The 23607-nt window shown below is 40.6% G+C and carries 15 protein-coding genes; 1 reads left to right on the top strand and 14 read right to left on the bottom strand.

The features are described from left to right. Positions 1-433 precede the first annotated feature (433 nt). Entirely contained in the window at positions 434-634 is a 201-nt protein-coding gene (locus tag AC0UMU_RS05970; protein ID WP_009319592.1) for a DUF6132 family protein, read from the top strand. 316 nt (positions 635-950) lie between these two features. On the opposite strand, the gene AC0UMU_RS05965 is transcribed toward AC0UMU_RS05970, so the two are convergent. The 14 genes from AC0UMU_RS05965 to surE form a co-directional block, all read right to left on the bottom strand. Then, on the bottom strand, positions 951-3818 hold the full coding sequence (locus AC0UMU_RS05965; RefSeq protein ID WP_288641146.1) for a DUF5010 domain-containing protein: 2868 nt from the start codon (positions 3816-3818) through the stop codon (positions 951-953). A gap of 156 nt (positions 3819-3974) precedes the next feature. Next, positions 3975-5309 (bottom strand): glycoside hydrolase family 99-like domain-containing protein, encoded by a 1335-nt coding sequence (locus AC0UMU_RS05960; RefSeq protein ID WP_009319594.1) that lies wholly within the window; start codon positions 5307-5309, stop codon positions 3975-3977. A gap of 29 nt (positions 5310-5338) precedes the next feature. Beyond that, positions 5339-7366, bottom strand: coding sequence for a SusD/RagB family nutrient-binding outer membrane lipoprotein (locus tag AC0UMU_RS05955; protein ID WP_288641143.1), 2028 nt, complete (start codon positions 7364-7366; stop codon positions 5339-5341). 15 nt (positions 7367-7381) lie between these two features. Beyond that, positions 7382-10705: a SusC/RagA family TonB-linked outer membrane protein gene (locus tag AC0UMU_RS05950; protein ID WP_288641141.1), complete on the bottom strand. Its 3324-nt coding sequence runs from the start codon at positions 10703-10705 to the stop codon at positions 7382-7384. Between the two features lie 110 nt (positions 10706-10815). Further along, complete coding sequence (locus AC0UMU_RS05945) at positions 10816-12708, bottom strand: T9SS type A sorting domain-containing protein (protein WP_195596374.1); 1893 nt, start codon at positions 12706-12708, stop codon at positions 10816-10818. Between the two features lie 448 nt (positions 12709-13156). After that, positions 13157-16183: a T9SS type A sorting domain-containing protein gene (locus AC0UMU_RS05940; protein WP_288641138.1), complete on the bottom strand. Its 3027-nt coding sequence runs from the start codon at positions 16181-16183 to the stop codon at positions 13157-13159. A gap of 202 nt (positions 16184-16385) precedes the next feature. Then, a complete protein-coding gene (locus AC0UMU_RS05935; protein WP_288641136.1) occupies positions 16386-17510 on the bottom strand; it encodes an aspartate aminotransferase family protein in 1125 nt (374 codons plus the stop codon). Positions 17511-17529: 19 nt separating this feature from the next. Then, positions 17530-18498 carry an N-acetyl-gamma-glutamyl-phosphate reductase gene (argC, locus tag AC0UMU_RS05930; protein WP_009319602.1) on the bottom strand — a complete coding sequence of 323 codons (969 nt, stop codon included), beginning with the start codon at positions 18496-18498 and terminating at the stop codon, positions 17530-17532. A gap of 63 nt (positions 18499-18561) precedes the next feature. Then, positions 18562-19764: an argininosuccinate synthase gene (locus AC0UMU_RS05925; RefSeq protein WP_009319603.1), complete on the bottom strand. Its 1203-nt coding sequence runs from the start codon at positions 19762-19764 to the stop codon at positions 18562-18564. 29 nt (positions 19765-19793) lie between these two features. Further along, the gene (locus AC0UMU_RS05920; RefSeq protein WP_009319604.1) at positions 19794-20354 is read right to left on the bottom strand and encodes a GNAT family N-acetyltransferase; all 561 of its coding nucleotides are present in this window, start codon (positions 20352-20354) and stop codon (positions 19794-19796) included. An 81-nt stretch (positions 20355-20435) separates the two neighbouring features. Next, the gene (gene argR / locus AC0UMU_RS05915; RefSeq protein ID WP_009319605.1) at positions 20436-20921 is read right to left on the bottom strand and encodes an arginine repressor; all 486 of its coding nucleotides are present in this window, start codon (positions 20919-20921) and stop codon (positions 20436-20438) included. Positions 20922-21432: 511 nt separating this feature from the next. After that, a complete protein-coding gene (locus AC0UMU_RS05910; protein ID WP_022601164.1) occupies positions 21433-21852 on the bottom strand; it encodes a GNAT family N-acetyltransferase in 420 nt (139 codons plus the stop codon). A gap of 39 nt (positions 21853-21891) precedes the next feature. Beyond that, positions 21892-22674 (bottom strand): M48 family metallopeptidase, encoded by a 783-nt coding sequence (locus tag AC0UMU_RS05905; RefSeq protein WP_288641130.1) that lies wholly within the window; start codon positions 22672-22674, stop codon positions 21892-21894. A 9-nt stretch (positions 22675-22683) separates the two neighbouring features. Continuing rightward, positions 22684-23469, bottom strand: a complete 786-nt coding sequence (surE, locus tag AC0UMU_RS05900) for a 5'/3'-nucleotidase SurE (RefSeq protein WP_288641129.1) — start codon at positions 23467-23469, stop codon at positions 22684-22686. Positions 23470-23607: the final 138 nt, after the last annotated feature.

Raw genomic sequence — 23607 nt, 5'->3', positions numbered from 1 at the left:
CCGCCGATTTTAGATAGGAAGGGGAGACGAGAAAAGATCGTCTCCCCTTTTTTTTATCCCCCCCTTCCGATGCTTCTTGCCCGGACCGAAGAAACGAAGATAAAATGAATATAAGTTATGATGTTGATGAATGATATGCTCGTTAATTTCGTTCTCTATGGGAAGTTCGTGCAATATTTAGCTTAGGCTTTAGGTCACGGTTTTAATTTTGATATTGGGTGTGTTTAATGTTGTTTTTTTAGCTCTTTTTACTTCGTTTTTTTAGGGTTTTCTATTTTTGGAATAATTGTATCTATAATAGATAAATCTTCTTGTAGAAAGGAGATATTGAGTCGTGTGACTTGAATAAGCTCTCTCTTATTCTTTAGAATCTGTTTTATGCCGATTATCTGTAAAATATTCTTATCTTTATTAATTGATAAAAGGTAATGAAATGAAATTGAATATGCGTGTAGTTCTGCTAATTGTCGGTATTTTGATAGGGAGTGTCGCCGGGTTGCTATATTGGAAATTTATCGGATGTGAATCAGGTTACTGTCCTATTTCTTCTTCTCCTTATATTGGTACATTATATGGTGCAATATTAGGTGGATTGTTGTTTAGTATATTTAGGATAGAGAAAAAAGATGAATGACAAATAAGTGTTCGTTATTTGTTTCTTTTTTGAATTTGAAACTTGTGTAGAGCCACTCCTCTAAATTTCCCGACAAAAAATATTATCAGGTCATTTTTGCGTTTTCTTTAGGTCTTTTTTCCCGTTTTCCCTCGTCAGATAGCTTGCTATCCTCCTCGTAAAAGCATAAAAATATCCTTGAAAGAAAATCTCAAACCTGACCCGACTAAAATTTAGACAGTCTCTTATTTGATGAAAATAGGTATGTAATAAAAATCTCCCTGTCCGGAATATTGCACCAGACAAGGAGATACATGGAAAACATGAGAGAAAATAATTATCTTGATTTTATTATTTTTATTTTCTCAGGGCCTGCGGAATATTCTACGGTAAGAATATATACGCCTTGTGTCCATTGTGAAGCTTCATCGATGGTAATTTCGTTTGTACCGGAATGAACACTTTCTTTTTTGGTTAATAATACTTTGCCGTTCAAATCATGAACAGTAAGTGTAACATCTTCTTCATTGTAAGCATTTACCGTTACTTTGATGCGATCTTTAAACGGATTCGGAGCTACATTTACAGAAGCTTTTACTTCTACCGGCGTAACGCTTGTATAAATCGGATTTATCTGGAATGCTGTAATGTCTTGGAATCCGCTCATTTCGTATTTCCATGGGTATCCGTCAACGTCTAATAACCAAGCATAATCTACACCAACACTGACATCTTTAAATCCTTCATTAACATATTGCCATTCTCCGAATCCCGAATCACTCATACGATAAACTTTGTTATCTTCGGTTATACCCCAGACTTCTTCATTTCCGGCGCTTAATTTGATGATTTTGTATGGATTCTTGATGACTTCCCACCCGCTTTTGCGTTGTGCAGACATACGAACGATTTCTCCTTGCGGGTTGAAACCCCATACCGAATTGACATCGGCAGTTATCGAAGTGAGTTCTCCCGGAACTTTAGTCCAAGGCTTGCTTCCTGAATGGTTGCGGTAATATACGTTATTTTGGTCATCGATACCCCATACCATAGACATTGTCGCTGCTATATCGACAATTTTGATATTAGGATCGGATTTATCAGTCCATCCGTTCGATACTTCACAGGGTTGATTATTCGGTAGTGCTGCACAATAAGGATTTCCTGAAGCGGAAAGCGCCCAAACGGTATTGCTTCCGAAAGATATTTTTTTGGTAGCCATGTATTGTCTTGCAGGTTTCCAGTTTTTTACCGGATGTCCGTCGATTTCATTACAATAAATTTCGCTTCCGCATACCATCCATACATCTCTCAGACCGGCAGCAATACTGTTGGCCGGCTTATCGAGTCCATCTATGTATTGTTTGCTTAATTCCGATAAATGGTGAAGCGGACGGAATATGCTTAGATCCACTTCTAAGTTGGCATCAAAATAGTCTTTATCTTTTTCCGATTCTTTATACCAGGCGAGACGGTAACTTCCTCCGGCGTTTCCCGGTTGTGCACTATGATATTCATCGCATCCTTCAGCTTCCAATATGATAGATTTTGATTCTCTATCCGCAAATTCGCGTACGAGGCTCATATATTGGTTCGGGAACCGGTGTTCCGGATGGTCGCTTCGGTGCCATACCGAACCTTCCCGCCAGTCGCTCCAGGCTTCCAATACGATCCATTTTGCTCCTACTTCATGACCCTCTTCAAAGATGTGTCGAATACGAGGAGTTTCACCATCTTCCAAAAGAGAACTGACGTGTGTATCGAATTCCGGTTTCCAGCTATTGTAAAGCATTCCGTTTTTTACCCATGTACCTTCATTGGTTTCCGGATTCCAGTTGGTATGCACAAGGTTCATCATCGGTTGGCGACCACCGTTGAAAGCAAAAGCGAATTTTCTGGCATCACGGTGCGTTACGATCTGGCAACGGTTTTCCATATCTGCCCATCCGAACCAACCTTGTAATCCCCAAGCAATGTACTTCATTTTAGCATCACCTTTGTTTAAGAAGTTATCGGCAAGGATAAATGCCGGAACGAGGTCGAAATCTTCTTTCATTCGTTGCTTGATATATAAGAAAAATTCCGACCATTGTTTGCTACTATATTGGTACTGTTCCATATTGGCATCGGCACTCCACCATTGCATCGGAACACATTTTACACCTGCACCTTCTTGAAATGAATCTCTATCGCTGAGTTCATCCGGAGTGGTAAAGAATAGCATTTCCCGAGGTACGGTTTCATACCATTTCTTTATGGCATATTCATATACGAATTTTTGGTGTTCGGGGTTTGCTACATCGAATTTTTCTCCCAAATATTTTTCTACTGCCAATGGGAAAGGAGCATTATCTATAAAATAGGCGATTTTGATATTATCTCGAGCGTTCGGGTTTCTTTTTATTGCTTCTACCATGTATTTTAAACCTGCGCAAGGTAACCCTCCGGGTCCGGTAGCATATCCACGGTCTTCAATATCATATTCTTCGGCGCCTCCATCCGGTTCTCCACGTCCATGAGCGAAAATTACTTCGACTTTCGATTCGACCATTTCCGAAATATAGATGTCCGCTGCCTCTTGTGTATAGCCTAAATTGAAATTATAGATCGACTGTTTATTCCATGAAATGACCTGATTTCTGCTATATTGAGCCTTTTCCGGAGCTGCTGAAGTCCATGTCGCATCATCACCGCTGTCACCGCCTTTTGCCAATTCCCGAGTAGCTCCGGCATGACCTCCGATAGCAAACGTGTGCATTCCGTCGTTCCAGTTATTTTCGAAATCAATGTCCGTATCAAGGACATTGTCAGAAGTATTGTCATCTTTGCGAATAAAAACCATGTCACAATTGACATTTCCGGTTTCGAATACGAGTTTCAGATCATAATAACCTTCTTCCAACTGTTTATGGCCTAAATGTGCCAGGTCAAATGTGTTGGTGTAATTATACGGTGCTTCTACTCCGTTTTTCAACGTACTTCCGTTAATTTCCAAGTGTACGGTCTGTCCTTCACCGTTTCCCACTATGCGACCGGTGAAACGGTAGTGACCGGCCGATAACCATACTTTTTTGTACTGAATCCAATCTCCCGGCTGTGTATTGCCCACATACCAGTTATTCGTCGATTCCTTAACTTCAGCATAGGAAGTTAAAGAATACATCCCCAACAAGGCAATAAAGATGTGTCGTAAGATGTGTTTCATATCTATTTTTTATGTGTATTATGTATAATTTTACTCTTTCGAGACTATTTGCGAAAATTTTTCGATTGTTCTATTTGTTCAGTCCGAAAAACAGAATTTGCATAAGAGGAATAAAAAGAGGCACATAAAAGCACCTCTTTTTATTCAAGTAGATTGTTATTTTACTTTAAATTGATCTTTTACCATATCGAGATATAGAAGTCCATAACCTTTTCCATACGACGGGTCAGTCGGCTCTATACATGAATCGAATGCCCAGTCATTGAATGAGTCGATCAATACCATCGGATTTGTTCCGAGATTCATTTTGGCGACATTACACATTGTCCAGAACCGTTCCTGCGTTTTAGGCATCCATGGATAATTAGAGTTATTCTCGGTCGCTACATATTGTGAATAGCCCGGAGATGCAGACGGAATGAAATCTATATTATATCTCGACCAGAACACTTCCTTGTTATATTTGTAATTTTCGTTTACAAATTGGTCGAACAGTATAACCCGTTCATATTGAGCGCCTCCGACTGCACACATATTCTTCATAGTTACAGCATCGACTTTTCCCGATAAATAGAAATAATGGAACCTTTCAGGCGGAGTCCACGCTCCTTGTTGAGCAATGAGATACATCTCTTTTCCGGTATGTTTACGCACCGTATCCCGAATGGCCGTGTACATACGATAAGAATCCTGAGTGTACAATTTGTTAGCATCTGCTATTACGACGACAGGGCGTCCTCCTGTATGGTAGTAATTCGGGTCTGAGAAATAATCGGAAATACGTTTAAAGTAACTACAAATACGGTCTGATCGTTTAATCAATGTATCGACACGTGTTGTCACGACGATGTCCATTCCCGGATTATTTATATCCGGAATTGTCTCTATAACCGGATATGTTTTTCTCGTAGGATCGACATTTTCCACTAATTTGTTATTGTTCAAATCAGAACACATACTGTTCATGTTGACCATCAGGGCAAATTTCACTCCGTTCAACTCTACTTTAGGCAGTGTATCGTTCAATCCGCGTACCATATCGATAAATGCGGTATCTCGTCCGATATTTAACGGATAGATGTCATTGGCATTTTCGTTGATTCCGGGAAGAACCATAAAATCGATGCGACCATAGTGACACCATTCTATGATTTTTTGCATAGCCCGGGCTCCGATCGTATCTGCCGCCAAATGATATTTACCAGCTTCCAGAGCTTCAGGAAGGTCATACCAAGGCTTCGTATTTGGTCCGAGTTTACCGGCAGCGACATCCTGTTCTTCAGTGATACGGGTCCATTGATCTACATTAGTTTCAAGTGCATTTTGCGGATTGTAGAGATATACCCCTACCGGGATATCCTGTGTTACTTTTACCTCCTCGATTTCATAGTTCAACCAATAATCATCTATCGAAGGATTGTCATCTTTACAGGAAGTAATTGTTATGCCTGCCAATAACAGACTGTATATTAAGATTCTATTTACTTTCATGTAATTCTATATTTACTGTAAATGTTAAATTAGTCTATTAAATATCCACTCTTAAGTACGGATACAACTTCATAATCCAGCGCTTTGATCAAAGCTTTTTCTTCATTTGTTTCTCCGGATACTCTTTTTGCATAGTCCACCATTTCTTCATAAGTTGTTCCATACAGGTGTTCGAAATATTCGGCACGGAAGAAGATCACTTTATTACCCAAATACAACTCGTCCGCCGTATCGAGTGCCGGATCTTTTTTAGCGAAGTCCAAACTGGTCCATATATTGTCTCCCCATCTGTCCGGGCGGGCATACGGACTTGCTTTTTGCAGATTATCCACAGCCTTGTAGTATTCGGTTTTATTTTGATAAGATTCAGTCAGCGGATAGATCATACGTTCTGTCCAGAAGTTATACATTGTATTCAAACCGTCTACATTCGAAGATGCACCTCCGGAGATGAATGGAGGCCAACCGAAAGCTCGTGTACGACGTTCTAAGTTCCATCCTTCGATTCCGTTAAAGAAGTCTGCGAAATGGCGTTGTTTATAAATTTGTTCCAATTGTCCTTCCTGGCCGTTAGAACCCATAATTTTAGCTTGATATAATCCACGGCTATCCTTGAATCCGATTTTGTCCGTACCCCATTTAACACCGTCTTGTGCCATATATTCATCGACTCCGGAAATATCATATTGGGCAAATGAGGCACGAATACCGTCTTCGTAATATTCTTGAGCGCTCTTGCTGCCTAATCCAAACAATACTTTAGCTTCTGCTTTCAAGAAGCAGGCATCTGCCCAATTTAAGATACGGAATTTGGCGTCGATTTTTATAAACTCTTCTTTAACGTAAGAAGGATTATAAACGCTTCTTGTATTTAACGGGTCCGTTGTTCGTTCGGTAGTACTTCCCGGTTTGTAAGCAGCTTCCCAACCGCTCGGCATTCTAACTTGTTCTCGCATGGGCACATAAGGTACCGAGTGGCCTACGACTATCGAATCCCGACGGAAATCGTTCATCCCGTCCATTGTATGATTTAACCAATCCGGACAATCCAACACGCCACATACGTGAGGCCGTGTAATCGTATCCCGAGCTTGGAACTGATTGTCGGCTGCCGTACCACGAGCATTCGACTTTTCCACAAAAGCTTCGATACGGGGATCGTTGAATGTGAACAGATAGATCGCTAAGTATTCTGCCAATGCCGGAAATGTAGAATCACTCAATGTCCCTGTTTCTAATGGCCTTAACAGACGATCCCAATAGTATGAACGATCTGCACTACGGTCGGTACCCCATTGCGGTTGTACGATTTCGTCCACCGAGGCAATCAGCCAGTCCTCATGTTCCATGGCTTTAGCAGCATTTTCTCTCGCCAGATCCATGCTGACATTTTGTGACTGCATGGCAATACTTAAACGTAGCGTATTGGCGAACTTTCTCCATTTGGCAACATTCGCCATTGCAGTAGCTGTATTGGTTGTTACCCCGAATACCGGATCCTGCATCAGTACATCTGCTGTATAGGGAGTTTCCGGATCATATAGATTCACGGCATCATCCAATAATTTTAAAATGTTTGTATAGACTTCGAGTTCTGTATCGTATTTGAAGTCTCGTTTATTAGAAGAATCGGTCAATATGGCATCGCTCATGGGAATACCTCCGTACATGGAAACCATGACATAATATACATACGCTTTCCACGTTTTGGCAATTGCCAAACGGTTTTCAAAACCTTCTTTCCCTTCATATTGTAATTCGCAATCGTTCAAATCACGCAAGATATCAATGTAGAATTTTCTGAAATAACCGTTGCTTTCATCCTGGGAAGGGGTTGTTCTAAAACCCAATACCAAATAGCGAGCGAACAAGTTTCCATTCATGAAATTAAATTCGGCTACCGTATTCATCGTCCGATAGACTGTTCCGGCGAAGATGTTGGGTAATTCCGCTTCATACATCTTGTTACCGTTTGTATTAACTTCTTCAAATTTATCGACGCATCCGAACAGACTTCCGATAAAAACGAGAAGACATATATAGGCTGTTTTTTTCATATACTATAATATATATTAAAATGATACTTTAATATCGAAACCATAAGTTGCGGAAGGTTGTGCATATCCTTCTTCAAATCCTTGAGCATTTCCGGTGGTACGGGTTGCTTCCGGATCGATTCCTTTCGGTGTATTTTGGAACAGTATAGCAACGTTACGACCAACTGCCGATATCCGAACATTTTTCAACGGTGTCTTTTGTAACCATTTTTTCGGAATCGTATAACCGATGCTGATCTCTCTCAGTTTGATATAGCTGGCGTCATAAATATAACGTTTCATACTCGACGTGTTGTTATGAGTCCAATGTGTAACCGGGCTGACCCAGGACGTGTTCATTCTTCCTGCCCATCCGACACCTTCGGATTCATCATAAACGGAATTTTCCAAATGTATTCCTTTGGGACGTTCCCAATCAGGATAAACGACTAAATTTTCTACTAAATCGGCTCCCGGCAATACGGTATTTGCAACGTCCATAACACCCTGCATTTCATTACTGGTTTCTCCGAGAATACGTTTCGACATTAAGAAATCCTCACGTCCTTCGAGCGATTGTACGGTTTGCCCATCGATAGCACCTTGCCAAGCTGTACGGGAAAGGAAATTTCCTCCTTTTTTAAAGTCGATCATCAAGTTGAAGTCGAAGTCCCATACCCGAACCGAGTTTCTCCATCCTCCGATCCAATCGGGTTGAACATTTGCCAACACCTGGTCCGATACATATTTAGGACGACCGTCTTTCTGTACACAGATACGTCCGGCTTCATCCCGTTTGTAGTCATTTCCATACAGAGTTCCGTAGGGTTCTCCCACTACGGCGTATAGCTTCACTCCATTTACGCCGCTTCCTAATTCATAGCGGTCCATTCCATCGATAAGGGAAACAATTTCAGATTTATTTTTTGCCCAGTTGAATGTTGTGGTCCAGGTTACTAATTTGGTTTGTACCGGAATAGCGGTAACCGTTAATTCGTGTCCCCAGTTTTTAACCTCACCGGCGTTATACATCATTTGAGAATAGCCTGAAACCGGAGAGATGTCTCCACGTATGATCTGATCTTTGGTCCGCTTGTTATAATAAGTATAGTCTATCGACAGACGGCTGTCCAAGAACCGAAGATCTGCACCGATTTCTCCCGAAAGAGTCTTTTCAGGTTTCAGATTCGGGTTTTTCCGGAGTGATTCTCCATTATAGTAAGCAATTCCATTAAACAAGCCTCCATATGTATATCCGTTGCGCAGGTTATCAAATCCGGTATCGTTACCTACCTGAGCATACGATCCGCGTAACTTGGCGAACGAAAGAATGTTTTTATCTATTTCGATCATATCGGTAAACACAAGACCTGCACCGGCAGAATAGTAAAAGTAGGAACAATTGTCGATCGGTAGGGCCGAAGACCATTCGTTACGAGCAGTAAGGTCTAAATAGGCGCCTTTATATCCTACGGAAAGCATTCCGAAGATAGCTTCTTTCCATTTGTTGCTTTCCCCTTCGCTGGTAGTCGGATTTCCCGCATTATTAGCAAGACTCATAAAATCGGCTTTCAATAACTGATTGACTTTAGAATCGGTCTGTTCCGATTTTATCTGTTGATGCGATATACCTACGTTGGCGTTGATACTTAGATCCCCGAAACGTTGGTTATACATCAATAAGCCTTCATAGTTATTGTTCATCGCAATTCGGTTACGTACGTTATATTCTCCATCGGTATCCCACGGAGAGTTATAGTTGGTGAATGCCCATGCCCGATAAGTTTGCATATCGGTAGCGGCACGTAATCTCAACTTTAAATAGTTGGTAAAAGTTACATTCAATGTAACGTTACCCATAAACCAGTGTTTGTAGTCTTCATTGGAAAGCTCGTTCAATAGCCAGAACGGATTGTTGAATCCCCGTTGTGTTTTTGCCGTTCCATCCGGGTTTTTCCAAGGGATCAATTCGTCCATTGTTGCGTCACGAGGCAGGTTGGCAATTACCCATAATGGGTTACGGTTCGAATTCCCCCGGAATCCACGATTGTCGGCATGTTCATATACGTAACGAGCGCCTAAATCCATACTTAAGAAATTTGTGAATTTAGCAGTAGAGTTCAAGTTGAAGTTGTGGCGATCTAAATTGTTGAAATTTTTCAAGATGTCATCGGCATGGATATTGGTATAAGAGAAACGGAAGCTACCGTTATCCATTACTTTATCAAAAGATACGCTGTTGGTAATGGCTTTACCTACTTGATACATATTTTCGACCGTTTCTTTAGCGGGAGAATATTGTTTGACTTGTCCGTTACGTCCCACTACATCGAATCCCAACATCGGGAGTCCCCAACAGCGTTGATCTTGCCCGGCCATATTGGGATTGAAAATACCGTAAGGTAAGTTAGGATCAAATGTATAACCGTTACCTGATGCCGAATAATAATTCCATCCCCGTTCGAAACCCACATTTTGTCCGGCTCCGTAAATATTCTGATAAGTCGGGTATTGCATCAGGGTACTGAACATCATATTGAAGTTATAGCTGACACCTAATCCGGTTTTTCGAGTTGCTTTCTTGGTCGTAATCAAAATAACCCCGTTCGCACCGTCCGATCCGTATAGAGCCGAGGCATTTGCCCCTTTCAGCACTTCTATACTTTCAATTTCATCCGGGCTGATACTGTTGGCCGGATTACCATAATCAAGGTCTCCGCTTTCTCCCATATCGTTCATAATGGGTACACCGTCGATAACGTATAGCGGTTGGTTATTTCCTGACAAAGAGCCGTTACCACGGATAACTACACGAGTAGAAGCTAATGGTCCGCCGTTACCGATTACCTGAAGACCGGCGACTTTACCGGAGAGCATATCCAACATATTCGACGCACGCACATCGCTCATCGATTCCGTATTTACCGTTTGTCGGGCATACGACAATGATTTTGCATCACGGGTGATACCGAGAGCTGTTACAACGACTTCGTTCAATGCTTTGGAATTTTCTTTTAATGTAATCTTGAAATTAGTTTTATCTCCGATTCTGATTGTTTGGGGCTCAAAGCCTATAAAACTTACCCGTAAGGTCGCTTTGGGTGGAACACTTAGAGTAAAGTTCCCTTTGTAATCGGTCATTGTCCCTTTAGTAGAACCGACAACAGAGATGTTTGCTCCTGTAATGGGTTCGCCGGAAGCATCGAGAACGGATCCGGAAATCTTTATTTCAGAATTCTGGGCGTGGAGTAGCTGTACGCAGAGAAACAGCCCCACTATCCAAGCAATACGGAAACAAGATGTCCATCGAAAGAAATACGTTAACATATTTCTCCATGTAGTTTTTTTAGGTATTTCCATAAATAAAAATTTAAAATTTGTATTAGTGTGTGATATTGTATAATCGAGGTTCATAGAGATATAAAGCCGTTAGAATGGTCTAACGACTTTATATCTTATCATTGTGTTTATTATTTTATCCAGATTTTCTTTACTGATATTTGATTATTTAAAACAGCTTTTACAATATAGAATCCGCTGTTGATACCGGTTATTTCCATGCTGCCGGTTGTTGTTTTTAATATGCTTCCGTTCATATTATATAACTGAATGTTTGCATCGTTATTTCCTGTTCCGACAACGATCTCTCCATTACGGACATAGATTTCGATTTGATCTTTGTCTTCGGTTGTGTTTGCGATACTGGTAAGAGTAGGATTCCATGGATCGGAAGAGGCATCCATTTCTGCTTCAGTCATTTCGAGAGATCCTACGGCACAAGAATTCCCGGTAATTTTACGAGGATTACCCATTTGGTCTGTTGTGATACCGAATTGTGTCAGATATTCAGCGTTACCAAAAGTAAGTCCGGGAGCATTTTCATCGATAAAAGGAACTATATATCTTCTGGGAGCGTAAATAGAGGCGTCATCCGACAAACCGGAGGCGTTATGTATATCCCAATCCATGTCTTTTGTACTTCCCGGCATATAATTTACCGTGCAATTTATAGCTGCTCCATCAAGAATAGGATTGTTGGTCAGTCTGCCGAAATAAGTATTGTATGCTTCAAATTCTCCTTCAGCCATCGCATCTCTTAAGGTCAAATCAGAAGTTGTCATTTTACCACCGTCAACAGCATAGTTCCCTTGGAAAAGACAATTATAAATGCGTTTGGTACAGTTTGTCTTCGGATTATTAGTATCGTTCATGATCAAAAGACCGGCGCCATGTCCTCCGTTACCTTGAGTGATATTGTCCACTACCGTACAATTTACCATCGTGAATTCGCTATCTTTAGACATAGCCCTCAAATTAATTGCAGCGCCATCATTGATTGCCTGGTTATAAGCAAAAGTTGAATTTAATACTTTCACTTTACTGGTATTTTTGTTAACAATGTTATTGATTAGTAGACCACCACACATGGTTGCAGAGTTGGCGATGAACGAACAATCTTTGATGGTAATATCGTTACCCGCATTATCTCTGTTTGCTGTTTCATTTATGGCAATAGCGCCTCCGTTACCGGAAGAGTTTCCCATGAACAGACAATGTTCAATAGTCGCATGGATCGGTTTATCATTTACTAAACACCAAAACTTGATAGCACCACCCGTACCATTGATTTTAGTCGTATTTCCCATGAAAGAACAACCTACAGCAACAAGTTTTCCTCCGCACCAGTTTATTGCGTTACCTTCCCGGTTTTCGTTTCCTGTAAACGTACAATTGTATAGGCTCACGTCTCCGAGTTCATTTTTATGAATAGCTCCGCCTCGTCCATTAGAGTCTGCATAATCTGTAGGTGAATCGGGATTTGCGTGAGCTACGGTATTGAACATAAAGTTGCAATCTTCGAATGTTGCGACCAAGTTACCTCCGATCCAGAAGCCGTTCCCTCCATCGTTGACCAGATCCCGACCATTTTGGAAAGTAAGATTTTTAAAAGTAAGATTACCCCCTCCGTTCAAGCGGAACAGACGACCTTTGTGTTCCGAATCGAAACCGGATTGCAGACCCTCACCGATCATCGTGATATTTTGCCATGCGCCACCCATAATTACAAAACCTTGATGTCCTTTTGCTCCGGCTTGTTGATGTACATAGCCACTTGTTCTATCGGGTTTTTGATTAGGGTCTTGAGACATCATGATCATCCCATTTACATGAATTACATCTCCTGCTTCAATTACGCTATTCAATTGGCTTAAATAAGCTACCGGAGTTTCAGGAGTTAAACCATCATTCTCGGCAGCTCCGCCATTCTCAGCAGACGCAACATAAAGGTCTTTTGCACTCAAAGAAAAAGCTGAAAACGAAAAAAGTAAGGCTGTTGCCCACAATTTTGTAGAAGTTCTCATAAGTAAAAAATTAGAGTTAATGAATATTGTGAATTCTATGTTTTCAAGAAGAAGCGGAGTTTTTCGGTAATTTAGATCAGGCTCTTCTTAAAACTTGTTACAAAAGAAATTTGGCGATATTAAAAATGCTCAACTACATTGTTACAAACTGTATTAAATTCTTATTAAATTGATTTTAATATTCCTGATATGAGAATTATAATTTTAGGACTACTATGTTAATAATGTAAATACCTGTAAATTAGTGATAAACAGTATTATTATAAAAAGAGACCTATATTGGGGAATAATTATTGATTCCAGTAATAAAAAGATATATTAAACCGAGAATTATATTTATATGGTGATACAGAATAGGTCGAGTGTTTTTAATGAAGTACCCCCTAAAAGTTTTTTATCTACTTTTAGGGGGTACTTCATTTTTATATTAAATGGCTTGTGAAGTCTTTTATTTTTGAATTTTTGTGGTGTATGTTTTTCCTTCGAGGATGGTTTGTATAATATATATGCCTTTAGGAAAAGCGGATATATTAATTGTTTTATTGAAAGGTATATTTTGTTCTTTATTTTTTAATGTGCCTATTAAATTCCCTTGTGTATTATAGATTCGTACAATTGTTTTTCCGGTTCGAACGGCTTTGATTGAGAGGATATTATTTGCATAAGTTATCGTTATCGGAGATTCTATTTCTGTATGTCCCATTCCCATCGGTTTGTAGGAAGGTTTGGTATCGCCGTATTCTGCATTCCCTTTCAGCCATTCGCCGGCCTGTCCGGCTAAGAACAGATAGTAATCGGTGGGCAGATCATCGTCGATTCCCAAGAATTTACCTTGAGGGTCTGATGAAGTTGCGAATATCGGTGTATTTTTACTGTTTGCACATTTGAAAATACAGGTCCCTTCATCCAGTTCGTCGAACATGGCTACATAGATCATCTTGGCTCCGGCTTTTTTTGCCTCGGCAATCTGTCGCCATAAGAAATCGCCTTTCAGGCGAGGTATTTCATCATATTTATCTACCGTCAGATTTTTTAAGTTTCTCCATGAGAATCCCGGAAAAACTACCGGGGCATATCCTACATTATTCATTCTACACCATAAAATATCGGTTTTCAGGAATTTTTCCACACGGTCCATGAATCCTGCTATAGAGTTGTAACGTCCGACCGACCAAGGAGAAATAATATCTGCTGTTTTTAATACTTCGACCAGATCTTTCGTGTCGGGATAGGCGTCGCCTCCTCCGGTTCTCCACTGATAAGATGATCCCAGTAAGTAGGAAAATTTCTGTTTAGCCCCGTCTAAATCTTGCAGATTGTCCATCATTGTTTTAAACTGGGCGGGAGTACTGCCCTTGCCTTGTAAACCGATACCCCATAATGCAATCATCGGTTTTCCGTTATGGTGGAGATAGGTAGGACATACAGACGGATCGGAAAAACGGTATTTAGCATTGATGATTTTCCAGTCATTTAATACTTTATAGATATCTGCCTCAGTAGATAGTCCGCTGCAATCATACATAATCGAAAAGGCTCGATTATATTTTTTTGCTGCTTTTACGGCATGTTTCAAAACTTTTCCTATTGCTTGACTTGTTATGGAAGATATGAATCTCTGAATGAAAACGCCATCGATTCCGTATTGTTGCATCCATTTGAAGTGCAGATCGACAGTCTCTTCATCGGAAGAACTGAAAAAATAGGCCTGGCTATTGTCGGGGTAAACGAAATCGACCGGATATTTTTTTGTGTATTCGGTCATGTCGGGCCAAAATTCTATTCCGGCATATCCCGGTTCGAATTTTCCGTCACGGCCGCAGTGAACATATCCGTTGTTTCCGGAGTCATCACCTTTTACAGAAAACCATCCTTGATAACCTGCCATTACCAGATTATCATAACTTGGGTATATCGGTGTTCCTTCGGGCTTTGTTCCCGGGTTTAGAGTAGAGACTACTTCGACAGAACCGATAGTGCATCGGTTATTGGTAAACGGTCTTGTTTTCCCTTTTTGATCGGTGGTTATGCCGACTTCTTGTAACCATTGGGGATTTCCGTAATTAGAAGCGAGAGAAGAACTTAGTACCGGAATACATTTTTCGGCCTGAATCTGATCGGAAGTAGATCCTTCGAATTCGGCAAGGGATTCTACTGCCGAAAAATAGTTGAAGAGGTTGTCTTCCATGTAATATTTTACGTTGATATTATTGTTCCCGTCGCTTCCTATGAAAGAGTTTTTAATGATTAAGTAGGTGGCTTCGGGCGTATGACGGAACGACAGATCGGAATTCTGATTTCTGCTGCCGTTGTTTGTCGCATAGTTGTTTTCGATAATACAGTTCAATATTCTTTTCAATACGGTCTGGCTGGTTGACGAATCGTCGTTATAGAACCGGATTCCTGCCCCATGTCCTGCGTTCCCGGTTGTCGTATTTTCAGTGATGGTACAGTTGATCAGATCGAATGTTTCTCCTGTTTGACCGGCAAGCAACATGATTGCTCCGGCATCGTTTGAAGTGCTGTTTTTGTAGAAAGTGGAATTTATGATCTGATAGTCATTGATCGTTGTTTTTTTATTTTCAAGGGAGATAGCTCCGCCTCGTCCTGAATTTTCGGCAAACGTACAACTTTCGATTCGAAGTTTGACGGCATTATTATTTGTAGAGTTGCTTACGGCTATCGCACCGCCTGCCGAACCGTTGTTTTTGTAAAAGTACGAATTAGAACAAAAGATGGAAACTTGTTTTTCTTCAGGAGTAACCGTGTTGGCGGTATTGGCTTGTGTAGCGATAGCGCCACCGAGGGAAGCGTTACCTTGTGTGAAAGAACAGTTATCTGTCATCAACTTTCCGGATGCGACGTATATAGCCCCTCCGTAAGAAGCGTTGCTCCGAGCGAAACTGCAATTTTTCAGTGTTACGATGGCGTTGTCGACCTGAATGGCTCCTCCGTAACGAAGAGTGGATGATCCGCAGGCATCGAAATTGCAATTCTCGATGGAGACATTTCCGCCTTCGACACTGATTGCGCCACCACCTATTACCATGGGATTTATATTTTTCAGGGCATTGGTTATCGAGATATTTTTAATGGTCAGATTTTCGACATTTTGCAATAACAGTATCCGTTGCCCTAAAATAAGAGATGTCCCATCGATACCGGATGTTTCGGGAGAGATCCCTTGTATGACGATGTTTTTTTTGTCAGACGGAAATTTGATGCCGAGACAGTCATCTTCCATTTGTCCTGTTCCGGTTCCTGAAGCTTCGTTTTGTATGCTTAGTATGTCCAGTATAAAAATTTTATCGTCGTTTTCGAGAACAGTAAATGCTTTTCCCAATGTTGCATAGGGTTCGTTTTGCGAACCGGGATTCGAGTCTTTTCCGAAAGAAGCGACGTAGATTTCTTTTGCTGATGCAAGGCTTGATAGCAGCCCGAAAATGAGTAAGATCGGTAGTCGTAAGTTTTTCATTTTGGTAAGATATTGAATTAATGTAAAGCAAAAGTAGACTCCTGTTCTTAAGAAATACTCGAATAATGTATTAAATACAGATTAAAAAGAGAATATATCGTGTTTAATATCGGAGTTTATAAATAAGACTACCTCAAAAATGAAGAGAACCCTAAAAGTCTTTTGTCTAACTTTTAGGGTTCTCTTCATTTTTGTATAGTTCTTAATTCAATACTTTTTTTAAACGTTCTATAAATATATCGGCTTGATCGGTTGTGAGTACCAATGGGGGCAGCAGTCGTATTACATTTGTACCTGAAACCCCTGTAAATACTTTCTGTTCAAATAACAGTTTGCTTCTGATCTCTTTTACCGGTTGATCAAATTCAAGGCCTATCATGAGTCCTTCTCCTCGTACTTCTTTGATCTGAGGAATCTTTTTTAATTCATTGATCAGGTAGTTACCTGTATTGGCCGCATTTTCTACTAAATTTTCTTTTTTCATAATATCGAGTACGGCTATTGCAGCGGCACAACCGAGATGATTTCCTCCGAAAGTCGTCCCCAACATCCCGTATGTCGGAGTGAACATGGGGCTTATCAGTACGCCGCCGATCGGGAACCCGTTTCCCATTCCTTTTGCTATAGTTATGAGATCGGCCTTTATTCCGGCATATTGATGTGCGAAAAATTTACCGCTTCGTCCATATCCCGATTGTATTTCGTCAAGAATAAGGACTACACCGTTCTGAGTACATACTTCCCGGAGTTGTTGCATGAAATCGATTTTGGGAACTTGTATTCCTCCTATTCCTTGTATTCCTTCGATAATAACCGCACACACATCGCCTTTGGCTATTTCTGTTTTTACGGAGTCGATGTCATTTAGGTTCAGGTAACTGACTTCGAATGTATCGTTGATAGGAGCTATGATTTTAGGGTTGTCCGTTACTTTTACCGCTGCCGACGTACGTCCGTGGAAAGCTTTTTTGAAAGCGATGACTTTCTTTTTTCCTGTGTGGAAAGAGGCAAGTTTGAGAGCATTTTCGTTTGCTTCTGCACCGGAATTGATCAGAAACAGCGAATAATCGTCGTATCCTGATTGCTTTCCCAGTTTATCTGCCAGTTCTATTTGTAAACTGTTGATTACCGAGTTTGAATAAAATATAAGTTTTTGAGCCTGTTCGGTAAGTTTTTGAGTATAATAGGGATGAGTGTGCCCGACCGAGATGACGGCATGTCCGCCATATAAATCGAGGTATTCATTCCCTTTCGAGTCATATGTATAACAACCTTTTCCCTTGACTATTTCTATATCGAAAAGAGGATAAACATCGAATAGTTTCATAGTGAATTTTTTTATTATGTTAAAATGCCGAAGGTTTAAGTCTCAGACCAACGGTTTCTTCCAATCCGAAAAGTAGATTCATGTTGTGTACGGCTTGTCCGGATGCGCCTTTCAGAAGGTTGTCGATCAAAGAGGTAATCAGCAATTTGTTTCCGAATTTTTCTAAATAAAGCAAACATTTGTTTGTGTTTACGACTTGTTTCAGATCGGGATTCTTATCGGTGATGAACACGAAAGAATGATCGTCGTAATACTCTTCGTAAATTCGTTTTATTTCATTGAGTTCTACCGGGCAGTCCGTGTAAAGAGTGGCGAAAATTCCCCTTGAGAAATTTCCCCGTACCGGAATGAAGTTCAAGTCGGTATCAAAACTGTTTTGAAGTTGTCTCAGACTTTGTTTTATTTCTGCCAGATGTTGATGTGTAAAAGGTTTATAGATGGAGATATTGTCATTTCTCCAACTGAAATGAGATGTTGCCGAAGGTTTTTGTCCGGCACCTGTCGATCCGGTTATCGCATGAATATGTACAGGATTGTTAAGCAGCAGGTTTTTTGCCAGCGGGAGCAGAGCCAGTTGTATGGCGGTAGCGAAACATCCCGGATTGGCAACTCGATTGCACCGGATTATTCGTTTACGGTTTAGTTCAGGAAGACCGTAGATAAAATCATGTTCGGGAGATTCTATCCGGAAATCCATAGAGAGATCTATTATTTTTAATTTTTCGGGAAGGGAATGAGTTTCCATGAATTTTTTTGTGTCTCCGTGTGCTGTACAGAAAAATAACACATCGATTTGATCCAATGGAAGCTCGGCGGTAAAAGTCAGGTTTGTTTCGCCGAAAAGTCCTGAATGAACATCCGTAATTTTATTCCCGGCATTACTGCTGCTGTTGACAAACTCGATCTCAACGTCCGGATGATTTATCAATAAACGAATTAATTCTCCGGCTGTGTAGCCTGCTCCGCCTATAATTCCTGCTTTTATCATATTATATTATTGGAATAAAGCAGAAAAAGATAAATCTTTTTCTGCTTTTGGTTTATTAAAAATTTACTTTTTGTTTTTGTTCAATACCGAATGGTAAATTTTCATTTGGTTACCCAAGATTTTGGTGAATCCTTTTACGTCATCAGCTGTCCATGCCTTGTTTACTTCTCCATATTCCCCGAAATCGGATTTCATGAGATCGAAGTCGCTTTCGACACCTACCAAGACATAGCGGTACGGTTTCAGGTCGATGATAACTCGGCCGGTGACATTTTGTTGGGAGCTTTGTAGAAAAGCTTCCATATCCCGCATTACAGGATCGAGGTATTGGGCTTCGTGCAAAAACATCCCGTACCATGTCCCGATTTGATCTTTCCAGTATTGCTGCCATTTGGTAAGAGTATGTTTCTCGAGCATTTTGTGAGCGTTGATGATTACCATCGGAGCTGCAGCTTCGAATCCTACACGTCCTTTGATACCTATGATCGTATCGCCGATGTGCATATCTCGCCCGATCGCGTATTTTTCAGTAATTTTTTCGATAGCTTGTATTGCTGCGACTTTATCATCATATTTTTCTCCGTTGACTGCAGCGATTTCTCCTTCTTTGAAATCTATTGTCAAAGTTTCTTCGCCTTTTGCAATCATTTGGCAGGGATATGCCGATTCGGGAAGAGTCTGGTTACTTTTCAACGTTTCTTTTCCTCCGATACTCGTTCCCCATAAACCTTTGTTGATGGAGTATTCCATTTTTTTGAAATCGGCTTCGTATCCGTGTTTTTTCAGATAATCTATTTCATATTCGCGGGTGAGAGTCATGTCTCGTGTCGGCGTAAGTATTTTTATCTCAGGGGCTAATATCTGGAACGTAAGGTCGAAGCGAACTTGATCGTTTCCTGCACCGGTACTGCCGTGAGCGACATAGTCTGCTCCGATCTTTTTGGCGTAATTGATAATGGCGATTGCCTGAAAAATACGTTCCGAACTGACAGAGATCGGATATGTTCCGTTTCTGAGAACATTTCCGAATATCATGTATTTGATGCTTTTATCGTAATATTCTTGTGTTATATCGAGAGAGGCATGTTCGGTCGCTCCCAATTTGTAGGCACGTTCTTCTATCGATTTCAATTCTTCTTTACTGAACCCTCCGGTATTTGCGATTGCCGTATATAGTTCGTAGCCGCAGTCTTCTGTCAGATATTTTGCGCAGAAGGATGTGTCTAATCCTCCGCTGAATGCTAAAACAACTTTTTCTTTTTTCATATCGAGAGTATTTTATATTTAGATGTAATTTATTTATTTTCGGAATGATGTTCTTCGGCGTGCGGGTCGAAGAGCATTCCCGTACACAGACACATTCTGCGGTTTGTCCGTTGCAATATGTCATAGTTTACACAACTTTGGCATCCTTTCCAAAAAGCTTCATCATCTGTAAGTTCTGAGAATGTCACCGGACGATATCCTAATTCTGAATTGATTTTCATTACTGCCAGTCCGGTTGTAAGTCCGAAAATTTTTGCATCCGGAAAACGGGATCGGGAAAGTTCGAATGCTTTTCTTTTGATCCGTTTGGCCAGTCCGTGTCCTCGATATGCCTCTACGACGATAAGTCCTGAATTGGCTACAAACTGTTTGTTACTCCAGCTTTCGATATAGCAAAACCCTGCAAATTTATCTCCGTCGAGGGCGATAATGGCCTTCCCTTCAAGCATTTTTTGCTTTACGTATTCCGGTGACCGTTTTGCGATTCCGGTACCTCTGACTTTTGCTGCTTTCTCGATTGTATCGAGAATTGTTTCTACATACGACAAGTGCTTTTCGCTTGCTACAATTACTTCAATTGTATCTTCCATTTTCTTTTGTTCTTTGGTCTGTTTTTAAGTAGAATAAACAGGCGCATCGGGTCATTTTAATATGTTAATATAATATCTCTTTTATTCTCCGTCGATAGAAGGTATTATGGTTTTTAGAGTTTCCAATACTTGCGGCCGGGTAATTCCTTCGCGTAAGATTAACAATATCGTATCGTCTCCGGCAATTGTTCCCAATATTTCTTCAGCAGAGTGAGTGTCTATGTCCCAAGCTATTCCGCTAGCATAACCCGGACGTGTTTTAATAACCGCCAATTGTCCGGAGAATTCGATAGAAAGAAAACCGGATACCGGGCCTGCATAGTGTTGTTGATTTTTTGCATTGGCCAATCTGCCGATTCCTGCGGTTTCGGGCATAACGTAAAGGTAACCTCCGTCTTTGCCTGCGACTTTAGCGATTTGCAGTTGTTTTAAATCTCTGGAAAGGGTCGCTTGAGTGAGGTCGAAACCTCTTTCCGTGAGTTGCTTTAGTAAATCTTCCTGACTACTGATTTTGTGTGAAATGATAATTTCTTTAATAGCCTGTAGCCTATCGACTTTATTTTTCATAAGATTATTCCTTTTTTGAAAGTCTGTTTTAAAGTATCTTTCCTTTTATTTCGTCTGTTTTCAAGATTCGTATTTCGTTTCTTACCGTGTTTTTATGCTTTTAGAAAACACAAAATGCACCGAAATAAGTCTCGGAACAGTATCTGATAAAATTTGAAATAGTCTATATTGAAAGCAATAATTTATTTCTTTGTATAATTATGCTATATTCGGATGCAAATGTAAGAATAAATGTTTTGTTATTGCATAAAACTTGAATTTTTTTTGAATAAATTCGTCATTTTATCGTTTTATACAAAAAATATTCTGTTGTATGAGTTGTGTGATTGAATATTTTTGCGAAAAAATGCAAATGGTCTTGTCGGGGGAAGTCGTGCGACTCTTAAATTGAAATGAAAATCGAATGTGTATGGTTTTTGGAAAAATGATATAGAAAAGCTACTTGGGATTAGAGAATTTTTTTGTTTGGTTGTTGATTTTTTTGTCATAAAATCCGTCCGGACTCTTGATCTCAAAACGGCCTATTTTTCCATTCCATGAAAAGTTCTTCTTCTCCGGTATGCGTGTCGATTTCGGATTTTATAATTTTGAAGTCTTGTTTTTGATAAAATCCGATAGCTTTTAGATTCTTTTTATAAACATGCAATTGTAAGACCGGGTGTCGCTTTTTTGCAATACTTAGCAGTTGTTTCCCTATACCGTGCAATTGCATGTGTTCGGAAACGAAAATTCCTGCAATATAGTTATCGATAAGACCGATGAATCCTATAACCTTTTTATTTTGGTCTGCAACATATATTTCGGCCTCGGATAGTGCCGATTTTACTTCGTTGAAATTCTCGTACCAATAGTATTCAGGAATGAAAGCGTGCGCTTTCAGGTTGGTGTATAACCATAGTTGCATGACATCTTCGATGTCTTTTGCTTTCATTTTCCTTATTTGCATGAGTCTTTTATCGAACTGAATTTTTTATTTTTTGTATTTCATAGCTTCGGGAACTAATTTCTTTAAATTTGCTATTCGAGAGGCATCAGACGGATGGGTGCTTAAAAATTCGGGGGTGGAAGATCCTTGAGTAGCCATTCTTTCCCAAAATGCAGGCGCTTTCTCGGGATTATAGCCGGCCATTGCCATAAAAATGAGACCCATACGGTCGCTTTCGGATTCTTGCTTACGGGAGTAGGGCAGCATGACACCTACTTGTGTCCCGACGCCGTATATCTGGTTTGCCAAAGCTCGTGCTGCATCTGACTTGTTTTGCATCAGGGTGTTTAACGCTACTCCGCCATATTGAACGAGCATTTGCTGGCTGATTCGTTCGCTGCTGTGTTTGGCGACGGCATGAGCGATCTCATGTCCGAGAACGACGGCCAATCCGTCATCATCGAGAGTGTACGGAAGTATGCCGGTATTTACAACCACTTTCCCTCCGGGCATGCAAAAGGCATTCGGTGTATTATCGTTAACCAGTACAAATTGCCAATTATAAGAAGCTGCATCGGCAGTCATACCGTTGCTCCGCAAAAAACTCATGACGGCATTTGCGATGCGTTGTCCGACACGTGCGACTTGTAGTGTCTTCATATAGTCTGTCGACACTTTTGCCGTTTTCATGTAGTCCGAAAAACTTTGGTTACTTAACGCAAGAACTTCTTGATCAGAAACGAGATTGAGTTGTCTTCGTCCGGTCAGCGGTACGCTGCTGCATCCGAGCATGATAAAAATAATAAACGATATGGCGATTTTTTTCATAAACCGGGATTATTTTAAAGATAAAAGATCATTCATTTCCGGGATGGCAGAATAGGCTGTTTGATCACAAGTGCATGGAACTATCGAGATATAGCCGTGAGCAAGTGCCCATTCATCGGTTTCTTCATTCTCGGGTTCTAAATTCATAAAACGTCCGGTCAGCCAATAGTAATCTTTCCCGTGCGGATCGATACGGTGGTCATACTCTTCGGTCCAGTAGCCTTGAGCCTGGCGGCAGATGCGTGCACCTTTCGGGCGAGGAATTGCCGGAATATTGATGTTTAGACAGACCGAAGGCGGGAGTCCTTTTTCCAAGACTTTTTTACAACTTTCTCTTACGATTTCCCGGCAGGGCGAAAAATCTGCATCCGGTTCGTGGCTGGCAAGAGAGAAACCGATAGAGGGTATTCCGATTATACAACCCTCCAGAGCTGCACCCATCGTTCCTGAGTAAACAATGCTGACGCCAGAGTTCGACCCGTGATTGATTCCGGATAATAAAAGGTCAGGCCGGCGGTCGAACAGTTGGTTCATAGAAAGTTTTACACAATCGACCGGTGTGCCGTTTGTCCGGTAAAAAGATATGTTTCTGTAATGTTCGATCAAATTGAGTCTTAGAGGAATGCCGACAGATAGTGCGCTCGATTGGCCGGAACGGGGACTATCCGGAGCTACAACTACGATGTCGCCCAAATCTTCTATCATTTTTACCAGTTCGTGAACACCTTTTGCTTCTATTCCGTCATCATTCGTTACTAAAATAAGCGGTCTTTTTTCTGTGACTGGGGCTTTCATATATATTAATTGTCTGGTTCTTCGTATGCAAATGTACAAAATAAACATCTTTCAGACCGCTTTTTTTTAACGTGTAGTTTATTCGAGTGCTAAATTAATTGAAAGGCACGGGAGTATCCGTCAAATTTATTTATCTTT

The sequence above is a fragment of the Coprobacter fastidiosus genome, from assembly GCF_982245605.1.
This window is presented reverse-complemented; position numbering and strand designations above follow the sequence as displayed.

What these genes read in the sequence shown, in the direction of transcription:
- AC0UMU_RS05970 (WP_009319592.1), top strand. Translation starts at nt 434, where the DNA reads ATGAAATTGAATATGCGTGTAGTTCTGCTAATTGTCGGTATTTTGATA.
- AC0UMU_RS05965 (WP_288641146.1), bottom strand. Translation starts at nt 3,818, where the DNA reads ATGAAACACATCTTACGACACATCTTTATTGCCTTGTTGGGGATGTAT.
- AC0UMU_RS05960 (WP_009319594.1), bottom strand. Translation starts at nt 5,309, where the DNA reads ATGAAAGTAAATAGAATCTTAATATACAGTCTGTTATTGGCAGGCATA.
- AC0UMU_RS05955 (WP_288641143.1), bottom strand. Translation starts at nt 7,366, where the DNA reads ATGAAAAAAACAGCCTATATATGTCTTCTCGTTTTTATCGGAAGTCTG.
- AC0UMU_RS05950 (WP_288641141.1), bottom strand. Translation starts at nt 10,705, where the DNA reads ATGGAAATACCTAAAAAAACTACATGGAGAAATATGTTAACGTATTTC.
- AC0UMU_RS05945 (WP_195596374.1), bottom strand. Translation starts at nt 12,708, where the DNA reads ATGAGAACTTCTACAAAATTGTGGGCAACAGCCTTACTTTTTTCGTTT.
- AC0UMU_RS05940 (WP_288641138.1), bottom strand. Translation starts at nt 16,183, where the DNA reads ATGAAAAACTTACGACTACCGATCTTACTCATTTTCGGGCTGCTATCA.
- AC0UMU_RS05935 (WP_288641136.1), bottom strand. Translation starts at nt 17,510, where the DNA reads ATGAAACTATTCGATGTTTATCCTCTTTTCGATATAGAAATAGTCAAG.
- argC (WP_009319602.1), bottom strand. Translation starts at nt 18,498, where the DNA reads ATGATAAAAGCAGGAATTATAGGCGGAGCAGGCTACACAGCCGGAGAA.
- AC0UMU_RS05925 (WP_009319603.1), bottom strand. Translation starts at nt 19,764, where the DNA reads ATGAAAAAAGAAAAAGTTGTTTTAGCATTCAGCGGAGGATTAGACACA.
- AC0UMU_RS05920 (WP_009319604.1), bottom strand. Translation starts at nt 20,354, where the DNA reads ATGGAAGATACAATTGAAGTAATTGTAGCAAGCGAAAAGCACTTGTCG.
- argR (WP_009319605.1), bottom strand. Translation starts at nt 20,921, where the DNA reads ATGAAAAATAAAGTCGATAGGCTACAGGCTATTAAAGAAATTATCATT.
- AC0UMU_RS05910 (WP_022601164.1), bottom strand. Translation starts at nt 21,852, where the DNA reads ATGAAAGCAAAAGACATCGAAGATGTCATGCAACTATGGTTATACACC.
- AC0UMU_RS05905 (WP_288641130.1), bottom strand. Translation starts at nt 22,674, where the DNA reads ATGAAAAAAATCGCCATATCGTTTATTATTTTTATCATGCTCGGATGC.
- surE (WP_288641129.1), bottom strand. Translation starts at nt 23,469, where the DNA reads ATGAAAGCCCCAGTCACAGAAAAAAGACCGCTTATTTTAGTAACGAAT.